Here is a 10549-nt window from a genome sequence, read left to right on the forward strand (position 1 = left end):
CGCCGGTAGGAGCAGGCGCGCCGAAATGGGGCGTGCCGTCTGTGCCGTCAGGCGGTGGCCGCGAGGGGCCGGATGCGCAGCGGCGGGATCCGCTGCCACGACGCGGCGAGCGTGCCCGGCTGGGCCGGGTGATCGATGACGTCGTAGTCGCGAACCCAGACCGCGTACCACGGCTCTGCGGATGCGGCCTGCCGCAGCAGCTGATCCGCGGCGGGCGGGACGCCGGTCAGGGCCGGGTGTCCGCTGGCCCGGTACTGGGAGCGCCGGCCGGCGAGCATGGGACAGGCCCGGCGGCTGCAGGCCGCGCACGGCGGGCAGACCGCAGGCTCAGCCGTGCACGCGTAGACCAGGTCGGACTCCCGGGCGAACAGCACCACCCGCTCGCCGAGCCGCTGGCCGCAGACCTGACATAGGCGCCGGGTCAGGCACTGGTACTGCGCCAGGTCAGTGACCTTGCCGAACAGGTACAGCCCGCCGCGGGTGGCCGGGGTGATCCACGGGACGACCAGCCCGCCGGAGCGGGGCCGCCCGGCCAGGTGCGCCGGGATGTCAGGCGTCGCCGTCACCGGTACCACCACCGTCGTCCGGCTCGCCGACGCGCTGCGGTGTGAGGTCAGCCAGGACATGGCCGGCATGGGCGACCGGCCGCACGCGCGGGTCGGTGCGCAGCAGCTCGTGGCAGCCGGCCGACATGGTCGAGGTGACCGGGCCGGGCACGACCATGCCGACACGGCCCAGGTCGACGGCCTGCCGAACGACCTGCAACGCCCGGCTGCGCAGCGACGCCTCGACCACGACCGTGCCAGCGGTGAGTGCGGCCAGCAGCCGCTGGTTGCCCAGCATCCGCTCCAGGGTCGGGCGGGCTCCGGGCGGCCATGCGCTGAGCAACAGGCCGTCCTCGGCGAGACGTTCGAACAGCCCCCGATGCTGCTGCGGATGCAGCTGGTCGAGCCCGCAGGGCAGGACCGCGACCGCGTCACCCTCGGCGGCCAGCGCGGCCCGCAGCACAGCACCGTCGATGCCCAGCGCGCCGGAGGACACCACCGTCCAGTGCCGGGCCGTCAGCTCGGCGGCGAGGTCCGCCGCCACGGTGGTGCCGTAGCTGCTGCTGGCCCGCGACCCGACGATGGTGACCGAGGCCGGCTGTCGTGGAATCTGGGCCGGCCCGCGTGCCCACAGGCACACCGGCTCGCCGCCGTCGAGGTCACGCAGTCCGGTTGGCCAGTCGGGATCGGCTGGGATCACCACCCGACCGCCGCCCCGCTGGGCTTCCTCGACGGCGACGGCCGCCTCGCCCCACCACCGTTTCGCCCACAGGTGCCGGATCTCCGCCCGGGGCACGAACGGCACACCGACCCGCGACAGCATGTCGAACGTCTCGACCGGACCGTGATCAGCCAACAGCTGCCGCAGCCGGGCGTCGCCGGGTTCGCACAGCCAGCCGAGCGTGGCCCGCGCGAACCGCTCGTCAGCGTAGGTGTCCATCACGCAGCCACCCGCCCGACCGCCGTAGCGCCGGCCAGCTCGACCGCGACCGGATCCGGTTCGCCGGGTCCCACCTGCGCCGGCTCGGACTCGTCGGTGGTGTCGCCGGGCGGGGCGAGGTCGGCCAGGATCTGCCTGGCCACCCGCAGCACCGTTTCGGCGCACTCCTTGACCAGGTCCAGGCCGCCGCCCGCCCAGCCGAACACGTAGGCGTCGGAGTAGACGGCGCTGTCGATGCCCAGGGTCCGCAGCACAATGTGGGCGACGCTCTCGGCCTCGGTCTCGCCCCGGCCGCGATGCACGTCCTCGCCGACCACGGCGGCGTCCAGGTGCCCGCAGCGGATGTGTGCCAGCTCGTGCAGGGTGGTCTTGGTCCGCTGCGCCGGGTCGACGTCGTCACGGACCTGCACGAGCCGGACGCCCTGACGCCGGACCGTGACCCCGTTCGCGCCGCCCAGGTAGCCGGTGCGCGGCGCGACCAGCTCGAGGGTGTACCCCTCGTCCTTGATGAGTTTGACGAGGTCGTCGAAGACACCGGTCGGGTCGTCGCCGACGAGCAACTGCGGGCGGTTGCCGCGCTGCTGGACCCGTCGGCGGACCAGCACCGTGGGCGGCTCGAACGGCTCACCGTCGGTCTGGCTCAGCTCGAAGGTGTTCACCAGCCGGAACCCGACGACCTGGATAGCGGGGCGGCCGGATGTGTCCCGCTGGAGCGTGCGGCCAGCGGCCTCCCATTCGGCGGCCTGTTCCTCGGTCGGTCGGCGCGTGATCGGCGCCCAGATCTTGAACGCGGTCTGCCCGGCACGCACGTAGCGTCGGTGAGCCCTCCAGCCGGTCGAGCCGTCCTTGCGGCCGTAGGGCAGGAAGTAGCGGGGTTCGATGCCGCGCTCCTCGGCCTGGACCAGCAGCAGGATCTGGTTGCCGAGCCCGTAGCGGGCGCCGAACACGGCGACACGATCGATGAACTCGATCCACTGCGCTGGCTCGGCAGCCATCCGGGCCAGCCGCGCGTCGAAGTCCGCCTTGATCTTCGCCAGCAGCGCATCACGATCGCCGTCGCTGCGACGGGACCGCTCGACCTTCGGAGTGTTCGTGACGCTGAGCTGCTCGACTCCAGGTGTGTGCTTGCCCCTGGCCTTCGCGGCCGAGGGGTTGTGCTTGGCCATCAGTGTGGCCCTCCTATCCCCGCCTCGTGGCGGCGGACAGATTGGGACCCGCTGCGGCCCCAACCTGCCCGTAGGCACGAGGTGAGGCCGCCGCCTCGACAAGCAAGGGGCGGACGAGCTGATGGAACCTAGGCGGTGAAGGTGTCGGGATCGGCGAGCAGCTCGGCGCGGCGGGCCGAGCCCAGCTCGACGATGTCCGGACCGTGCGGCGCCTCCCCTGGCGGGAACTGCTCGGCGTGCCGCTGGCAGTACGGCTCGCGTTCGTCGGCGTCGTAGACGTCGCCGGGCCGGCCGCAGCCGGGCACCCGGCAGGCGGCGCAGTTGATGCACAGCGGCTCGCCGAGGATCGCGCCTTGCCCGTAGTAGCCGAGAACAGCCACCGCCGGTATCTGCTCGTGACCGTCAGGGGTGCAGCAGACCGCGGCTATCGCTGCACCTCGCCTCGGAGCCCGATGTGGACCAAGCGGGAGATCATGCACGTCGCGGCCGTCCGGTCGACGCTGCTCCAGCTGGCCGGCAGGGTGACCGTGAGGGTGTCGCCGTGCAGGACGGCGTCGCCGCAGCCATGTCCGGCCGTGTCGGTCAGCATGATCCGGGTCAGTCCGCGCGCCGGTCGATCCGCCCACACCGTGACCCGGTGCGCGCCGATCGACCGTTGGCCCAGCTGGACGGGTTGATCGGTGAGCGGCGGAAGCGTCGGCCCGGCCAGGCCGCCGAGGCAGCCGAAGTTGCCGAGGTGGGGAGGTTCGGTCACTGGGCGATCACCACCTGGTCGTCGAGGACGGCGAACCATGGGATGGCCGTCGCCCGGCGCAGCAGGTCCAGCCAGCCGTCGATGACGGCGATCGGGCCGTCGGGGTCCGGCAGCGGATAACGGCAGACGAAGTCCGGGTCGTCCTCGGCCAGGTTCCCGACGTTGGCGACGGTCTGCGCGAAGACCCGGATCGCTTCCCGTTTGACCGCTTCGTCGCTGACCCCGACGATCAGGACCGGTGCGTCGTCCCAGTCGATGAGCCCGTACACGTCGCCGCCGGCCACCCTCGGGGGGCGCTTCCCGGCCCCGCATATGATCAACCTGCCGGTCTTCAACGTGCCTCCCGACCGTTGCGGCCGCGTACGGTCGCGGGGCCGAAGCTTGCGGTCTGGCCGCGGCCGGATGCTTTCGCCGCGCGCATGGCCCGGTCGGCGCGGATGAGCACGAGCCGCCAGTCGCTGTCGGCGTGTGGGATGAACGTGGCCACGCCGGCGCAGGCGGTCAGGCTGACCGTGATTGGCAGCCCACCGAGGTGGACCTCGGTCAGTTCGGCGACGGCCGCGACGAGACGGGCGGCATGGCCGGTGGCGCCGGCGGGGTCGGCGAGGATGACGGCGAGCTCGTCACGGCGGAGCCGGAACGCTGTGCCGTCGGCGGCAGACGCGATGTGCTGGAGGCGGCCGACGGTCAGCACGAGCAGTTGGTCGAGCGCGCGGTGGCCGAGGCGGCTGACGAACGCCCGGGTGCCGTCGAAGTTGATCAGGATCACGGCGACGGGTTGCCGCCGTCCGGCGACATCGGTCAGCGCCGCGTGGAACCCGTGGCGGTTGCCCAGTCCCGTCAGGTCGTCACGGTGCGCCGCGTGCGCGGCGGTGGCCACCACCGCGGCGCCGTGGTGGGCTGCTGTGCGGCGCCGAGTGGTGACGTAGGTGATGGCGGCGGTGATCGCGATCGCCGCGAGGATCGCGGTGATGTGCGCGGGGATGGTGGACACTGGTGCCCACACCTCCAATCCGTGGGTTGGGGAGGTGTCGAGGGCAGCCGGGTGCCACCGGCTGCCCTCACCTCAAGCGGTGCGCAAACCCCGCGCTCGCGGGGGTTCGCGGGGGTGCCGGCGGCGCCCGTACGGGCACCGAGTGGTGCGTGCGTTAGTTCTCGGTGGTCGCGCCGGTGGTCGCGGCTCGCCACCGATGTGGTGGCACACCGGCACGCAACGCGTGGCCGAGCAGTTGCGCGAGGCGGTAGTCCGGGTCCGCATGCAGCGACCGGTCTACGGCGATGTTCGCCAGCGCGCCGTCACCGGCGAGATAGGCGGTGACGGCCAGCAGGCAGGCCGGGGCGGCGCTGGCGCGCAGCGTCGCGCGGCGGGTCACGTCGATCCACAGCCGCCGGTGCTCGTCGCGGCCGTCGCAGGCGATCCACGCGTGATCACGGACCTCGGGCACCATCAGCACGGCGGTCAGCCACGCCACCTCGGCGTCGGACAGGGTGCCGCCGCGGGCGGCGGTCTCATACACCTGCTGCACCGCTGTGATCCCGGCCCGGACCACATTTTCGGGTGAGGACGGCCGCCGACCGTCGGCGGTCGAGACGCCGCCGTCGGCCAGCATGTCGGTGAGCCGGCGCAGCGCCGCGGTGGTTGCGGCCTGCATCCGGTCGCGTTCCGGTCCGGTGGCCGGTGTGATCAGGTGCTCCAGCGTGGCCCGGTCTGGCAGCGGGGCGAGGCCGAGGTAGGCCGCCTCGGCCGGGACGGTGCTGTCGGCGGGGTCGTACGGCACGCCGTCAGCGGCGCAGTCCGGCTCGCCGCACAGGCAATAGTAATGGCCGTCAGCGACCCGCAGCACGTCGCGCACCTCCATCGAGGCCGCGCGCAGCGCGGTGGTGAGCACGGCGGCAGTCGGTTCGACCCGCTCGGCCGGGCCGTACCCGATGAGGATCGCCGCCGATCCGTACTGGGCGATCAGCGCGGCGGCCTGCGCGGCCGGTGCCGCCAGCTCCGGGATCTCGGACAGTTGGGGAAGGTCGAGCCGAACGACGAGCCGGATCAGCTGACGGTCCAGGATCCGCTGGTGGTTGAGGACGATGCAGATGAGGCTGTCGGTCGGGTGGAAGCCGACGAGGTAGGGCACCGCGACGACGATGTCCTCGCGGCTGGTGAGTCGAAGCTTGCTGGACGCGACCACAGGTGGGTCCTCCTCAGGTGATCGGACAAAGACAGCGCACGTTGGGATTGGGGCAGGACCTGGAGTCAGCCGCCGTGGGTAAGCGCGGCCAACAGTGCGTCGACCTGGTCTGCGGTGAGGCCGACGACGGTGCTGCCGCGGCGGCCGGTGACGACAACCGGTCCGACCAGCGGCAGTTGGCCGCCGCCGAGGCGGGCGACGAGCAGGCTGGCGGCCGGGTTGGGACGCCGTCGCAGAGACAGGCCGTCCTCGTCGCACCACACAGACAGGTCCGAGGTGCCGATAGGGATCGGCTCCAGCCACCCGCCGACCGCGCGGCGCAGCAGCTCCCCGACAGCGCCGGTGCGCAGCCGGGTGTGGTGCTCGTGGCTGGTGCCGTCCTCGGCGACCACGAGAAACGTGAAGGACGTGTGGGCCATGGGACTCCAATCGGTGGAGTCGCCGGGCACGGCCGTCTGGCCACGCCCGGAGAGCAGAGGATTGACCGGGCATCGGCCAGGAGAATGGTCATTCTGGCCATCAGGCCGCCGATGTGCCGCGGGCCCAGGGTCGTGGCCAGGTCGCACCTCGTCCGGCGGTCAGCCTTCGAAGACGACGGTGTCGTGAATGCTGACCCGCATCGGGACGACGCCGTCGGGGGCGCAATAGCCGCCGCTCGGTCTCTTCGAGGTGCGCGGAGATCCGCAACGTCCCGTCCCGGTCGACGCGGCGCCAGCGGTAGGTTCGCGGGCCGGCCGGTCATCGGCGCCGGGACACCCCGCGTGATGCGGTGAGACACAGCGGGATGCCGTTGACGCAGACCGTCGGCGTCGGGTCGGCCAGCCGCAGGATCGCGTTCGGCGGCACGATGGCGCGCTGCCCGTTGGCGGAGGCGATGACCCACCAGTGGTCACGACCCTGCCACACCGCGGCGACCGTGAGCGTCGTGCCGTCAAAGGCCAGCAGGTCATCGCCGGAACGCAGCTCGTGCACGGCGCGCAGACGGACCCCGTCGGCGGGCCGGATCACCCACGGGGCGACCGCGTCGACGAGCGCGCTGCCGGCCCGGAGCTGGGCAGCATAGGCGACACCGATACGGGTGCGCGTGATCAACGTGACGGTTGCCAGCAACCATGTCGTGCGGGCGTTGACGTGCACGGCCTGCCCAAGATGTAGATGCGGGACGGCGGTGGCGCTGGTAGCGAACAGCTCGGTCATACCGGACTCCTTTGCGGATAGTTGGCGCCCGGGCACAGCGGTGCATCCGTGCCCGGGGAGCGCAGGCGCGCGTGTGCAGGCCGGCAACGGCCTACTGGTGGCAGGTTGGGTGGCCGGGGAGCGGCCGGTCAGCGATAGCCGGCGCTGACGATCTCGATGCGCAACGCCTCGATGGCGGCGTCGAGGGCCTCGCTGGCGCTGCCGAACGAGGCCGCGCGGGCACCGCCGGCGTGGTAGAGCGGGAAGTCGAGATGACGGGTGCGGTTGTGGACCCGCACAAGCCATCCGTCGCCTCGACCGGTGGGTGGGATCAGGTAGGCGATCGCGTCGATGCTGCCGGCCGGTGGCTGGATGTCGAGAGTGTGGGTGGCGCCGTCGATGTGTTGGCAAGCCACAGCGTGCCAGTCGGCAGGTAGCCGGTCGTGTACCGCCGCCACCGCTTGGGCGACATGCTCGGCGCTGGCCGTAATGCGTTGCTGGATGCCGGCGGTGCGCCGCCGGTACTCCCGGTCGGCGAACGTGGTCCAGTCGCCGTACTCGGGATCGTGGACGAGGTACTGGCCGCACACGCTGCACCACGGGTGACAGTTGCGGACCGTGTCGGCGGGCGTGCCGCACCGCTGGCACATCGGCGTCATTCCGCACAGTGCCGTGTTGGGCTTGGGATCACTGGTCACGTCGGCCGTCCCCGAGGGCGGTCAGCCGCGTCGCAGTCGCGGACGTGATCGGTGATGAGGTCGCTCCGGCTCCCGGCGATGATGCTGCCGCAGCCCGGGCACGACCAGGTGCCCGCGTCGTCGCGCAGCAGGTTGGTCAAGTGCTCGTCGGTGGGCCAGGTGTCGAGGCAGCCGTCCGCAGTAAGATCGGTGCCAGTGTCGGTGCGGCGGACCTCGAAGCCGCTGCCACCGTTGTCCCAGACACGTTCGGTCAGGTGCAGATCGATGCCGTCGATGGTGCGGACGCCGCGGTCGATGTCACGGACGACTCTGCTCATCAGCGCTCCGTTCATCGGGTGCCTGGCTAGGCCCAGGCGCGGAAGGTGACGGTGGTGACGGCCGGGCCGTCGCCCCACGGGTGCAGCAGCCCGGCGGCGGCCCCGATCTGGTCGGGCCAACTGTCCGGCAGCTTGTCGGTGTCGAACACGATGTCCCAGGCGCCGTATGCGTCGGTGGGATCGTCGCCCGAGCTGAGGCCGCCGGTTTCGTAGGCGTCGATGCCTTCATCGCCGTTGTCGAAGCGGTACCGGATGACGTCACGCTGACCCAACGAGCGGACGAAACCGTCGAACAGCTGCAACAGCTCGGTTTCGGTGGCCTGTCGCAGGGGTGCGGCCCGTGCGGTCAGCGCCTCGTCGGTCCAGGTCTCCTCGGAGTAGGGCGCCTCGTCATCGATCCATCCATGGTCGATCAGGACCCGCAGGTCGGCGATGGTGGCCTCCCGGCACAGCCGGCGGATCGTGTCGGTGGCGGCGGTGTGGTTGATGGTGCATCCGGTGGGCAGGTACAGGCTGCGCAGGGCCATGTCGGCGCCCAATGCGATCGCCTCCTCTGGTGGACAGGTTCTTGGGTGAATGGACGGGCTTTGGGGCGAAGGCCCGGCAGCCCGAAGGCGGTAAGTCAGGTGTTGCCCGCAATGCGGCGGACCCCGCGCCGGTCGCGTTGCCGGACCAACGGCCGCACGTCGTGCGAAAGCGGCTTGCCGTCGCGGACCGGGTCGTAGTGCTCGATCCCGCTGCCAAGCCCCTTCGCCGTGTACATGGCCCGATCAGCCCGGCCAAAGGCGGTGTGCGGATCACCGCCGAGGGTGCGGCAGACGCCGATGCTCACGCGCATCGGCAGCGAGACCGTGCCGATCGTGACCGGCGGCGCGACTGCCGCGGTCAGGGACCAGGCGAGCACCTGCGGGTCCCGCTCGGTGACGACGACGAACTCGTCACCGCCGAGGCGGGCGACGAGATCTCCCGATTCGGCGGCACGGACGAGCCGGTCGGCGAGCTGCGCGAGGTAGCGGTCGCCGCCGTCGTGGGTGTGGACGGTGTTGATGTCGTGCATACCGTCGACGTCGATGAGGGCGACCGTCACGTCGGTGCCGGCGGCGTCGAAGATATGCTGCTCGGCGACCCGGCGCACCGCGAGCCCGGTGACCGGGTCCACGTTCGCGACCGCAAGGTCCGCCTCCAGTTCGGCGATGCGCTGCTCGGCACGAGCAGCACGGTCGCTGGAGCGGGCCAGGAGGATCGTCTGCAGGGCGAGGCCGGCTATGGCGATGACGCCCGCCAGCGCTGCGCGGCCGGTGAGCAGCAGCGAGGGGACAATAGCCAGGAGGAGCGCGGTGGTGACGTGGAAAATCCAACGCCTGACGGTCACCGATGGGGCGAGGTACATGCAAGGTTCTCCTTCGGTCAGAGGGACTAGACCGGAAACGCAGGCACGCCAACGCCGACGAACCGAGGTCCGATTCGCCTGCGTGGGCATGGGCGTGTACTGGGTCAGTGGGGTGCAGAAACCGGATGGCGAGCGAACACACCGGGGGTCCGCGACCAGCCGGGGTCGGTTCCCCCGGTGAGAGGTTCTGCTCGGCGGAAGGCAAACATCGCTGTGGTGTCGAGTGTGTGGAGACGTGCGTTGGCGGCGGTGAGGTAGCCCAGGCGCTGCGACAGCAGCGGGTTGCAGGCGCGCATCGGTTCTTGGCTCATGCCGGTGATGAGGGCGCCCCCAACCGTCGCCGCCAGCCGGTGGTAGGTGACGTATGTGCGTTTGCCGGCCTGAAAGGCGTCCGGTTCGTCGGGGTCCAGCGGGACGGATGTGTGCGGTTGTGGTGGAGTATGGCCTCGACGCCGGGGCTGGCGCAGGAACGCGTGGCGTGCGGCACGCAGGGCCTGGCCGTCGGCGCCGATGCGGTGTGCCTGCGGCGCCCATGCGTCGGCCCGCGGTCTGCCCCGGACCATGGAGCACCAGCGACTGTATCGATCGGCTGCGTGCTCGGCGCCGCGTTCGCGGGTGGCGGCGACGTCGAACTCGTCGACCCGGGCGGCGAAGCACAGGTTCGGCGAGCCGAGCGGCACGTCCACCGCTGCCGTGGCGCGAAGGTCGAATGCAACAGGCGCGCCGACGAGTTGGTGCACGGTAGCCATGTCGTAGTGACGCCGGTCGGGCATGCGTACGAGGCCAGTCCAGATCCAATACCCGACAGGGACGACAAAGCGGTCTGCCAAAGCGGTGTCACGACCGCGCTGGTTGAGGCGGACCAGGCGAGATGACACAACCATGGCCATGGTCAAACCTCCGGTTTCGTGGGATGGATGTGCCACCGGGCGCACCGGCCCGGTTCACCCGACGCGCGGCGTGGGTTGGCACGCTGCGGCTAGCGGGTGCAGCAGGCGACGAGATGGTCCCGGCCGGCGAGGGCGGCGATGCGCCGGTTCGCTTCGGCGAGGAAGGCGATCTGGGTGGCGTGACGGTCGGTGTCGGCGGCGAGATAGGTGCCGTCGAGGCAGACGACCGCGTCACCCGCGACGGCGCACAGCCAGCCGTAGTAGCTGTAGCCCTGCAGGCCAATCTGGAACGCCTCCAGATGGCTGGTGGGCAGCCCCATCACTCTGTTGGGCAGGGCGTTGTAGGTGAGCATGCTCGCGATACGCGGCTGGGCGAGGTACTGCGCCTGCGCGGTGGCGAGGGCGTACGTGCGCGGATTGGCCAGGTGCCGGTCCAGGAAGGTCCAGTACGGCTGGGCGGGCCGCGTGCCGGCGACGACCTGGTGCCAGA

The 10549-nt window shown here is 71.4% G+C and carries 15 protein-coding genes and 1 pseudogene; all 16 read right to left on the reverse strand.

What is annotated here, in order from left to right; genetic code table 11:
- Window positions 1–47: 47 nt before the first annotated feature.
- On the reverse strand, window positions 48–566 hold the full coding sequence (locus ABZS66_RS22750; protein WP_354760670.1) for a hypothetical protein: 519 nt from the start codon (window positions 564–566) through the stop codon (window positions 48–50).
- A complete protein-coding gene (locus ABZS66_RS22755; RefSeq protein WP_354760672.1) occupies window positions 550–1485 on the reverse strand; it encodes a DNA-processing protein DprA in 936 nt (311 codons plus the stop codon). The genes ABZS66_RS22750 and ABZS66_RS22755 overlap by 17 nt, the downstream gene beginning before the upstream one ends.
- Window positions 1485–2651: a hypothetical protein gene (locus tag ABZS66_RS22760; protein WP_354760674.1), complete on the reverse strand. Its 1167-nt coding sequence runs from the start codon at window positions 2649–2651 to the stop codon at window positions 1485–1487. Before ABZS66_RS22760 ends, ABZS66_RS22755 begins: the two co-directional genes overlap by 1 nt.
- Window positions 2652–2779: 128 nt before the next feature.
- Window positions 2780–3031: a hypothetical protein gene (locus ABZS66_RS22765; protein ID WP_354760676.1), complete on the reverse strand. Its 252-nt coding sequence runs from the start codon at window positions 3029–3031 to the stop codon at window positions 2780–2782.
- A gap of 44 nt (window positions 3032–3075) precedes the next feature.
- Window positions 3076–3405, reverse strand: a complete 330-nt coding sequence (locus tag ABZS66_RS22770; protein WP_354760678.1) for a hypothetical protein — start codon at window positions 3403–3405, stop codon at window positions 3076–3078.
- A complete protein-coding gene (locus tag ABZS66_RS22775; RefSeq protein WP_354760680.1) occupies window positions 3402–3674 on the reverse strand; it encodes a hypothetical protein in 273 nt (90 codons plus the stop codon). Before ABZS66_RS22775 ends, ABZS66_RS22770 begins: the two co-directional genes overlap by 4 nt.
- Window positions 3675–3736: 62 nt before the next feature.
- Window positions 3737–4399 carry a GGDEF domain-containing protein gene (locus ABZS66_RS22780; RefSeq protein ID WP_354760682.1) on the reverse strand — a complete coding sequence of 221 codons (663 nt, stop codon included), beginning with the start codon at window positions 4397–4399 and terminating at the stop codon, window positions 3737–3739.
- 154 nt (window positions 4400–4553) lie between these two features.
- A complete protein-coding gene (locus ABZS66_RS22785) occupies window positions 4554–5588 on the reverse strand; it encodes a DUF4192 domain-containing protein (RefSeq protein ID WP_354760684.1) in 1035 nt (344 codons plus the stop codon).
- 65 nt (window positions 5589–5653) lie between these two features.
- The gene (locus tag ABZS66_RS22790) at window positions 5654–6007 is read right to left on the reverse strand and encodes a DUF3846 domain-containing protein (RefSeq protein ID WP_354760686.1); all 354 of its coding nucleotides are present in this window, start codon (window positions 6005–6007) and stop codon (window positions 5654–5656) included.
- 319 nt (window positions 6008–6326) lie between these two features.
- Window positions 6327–6785, reverse strand: a complete 459-nt coding sequence (locus ABZS66_RS22795) for a hypothetical protein (protein WP_354760688.1) — start codon at window positions 6783–6785, stop codon at window positions 6327–6329.
- A gap of 128 nt (window positions 6786–6913) precedes the next feature.
- Window positions 6914–7462: a hypothetical protein gene (locus ABZS66_RS22800; RefSeq protein ID WP_354760690.1), complete on the reverse strand. Its 549-nt coding sequence runs from the start codon at window positions 7460–7462 to the stop codon at window positions 6914–6916.
- Window positions 7459–7779, reverse strand: a complete 321-nt coding sequence (locus ABZS66_RS22805; protein WP_354760692.1) for a hypothetical protein — start codon at window positions 7777–7779, stop codon at window positions 7459–7461. The genes ABZS66_RS22800 and ABZS66_RS22805 overlap by 4 nt, the downstream gene beginning before the upstream one ends.
- A gap of 26 nt (window positions 7780–7805) precedes the next feature.
- Window positions 7806–8318 carry a hypothetical protein gene (locus tag ABZS66_RS22810; protein ID WP_354760694.1) on the reverse strand — a complete coding sequence of 171 codons (513 nt, stop codon included), beginning with the start codon at window positions 8316–8318 and terminating at the stop codon, window positions 7806–7808.
- Window positions 8319–8401: 83 nt separating this feature from the next.
- Complete coding sequence (locus ABZS66_RS22815) at window positions 8402–9259, reverse strand: GGDEF domain-containing protein (protein WP_354760696.1); 858 nt, start codon at window positions 9257–9259, stop codon at window positions 8402–8404.
- A 14-nt stretch (window positions 9260–9273) separates the two neighbouring features.
- Window positions 9274–10059, reverse strand: a complete 786-nt coding sequence (locus ABZS66_RS22820) for a hypothetical protein (RefSeq protein ID WP_354760698.1) — start codon at window positions 10057–10059, stop codon at window positions 9274–9276.
- 89 nt (window positions 10060–10148) lie between these two features.
- A pseudogene (locus ABZS66_RS22825) lies at window positions 10149–10549 on the reverse strand (hypothetical protein); the annotation flags it as partial.

It is taken from the genome of Dactylosporangium sp. NPDC005572 (assembly GCF_040605515.1).
GTDB lineage: Bacteria > Actinomycetota > Actinomycetes > Mycobacteriales > Micromonosporaceae > Dactylosporangium.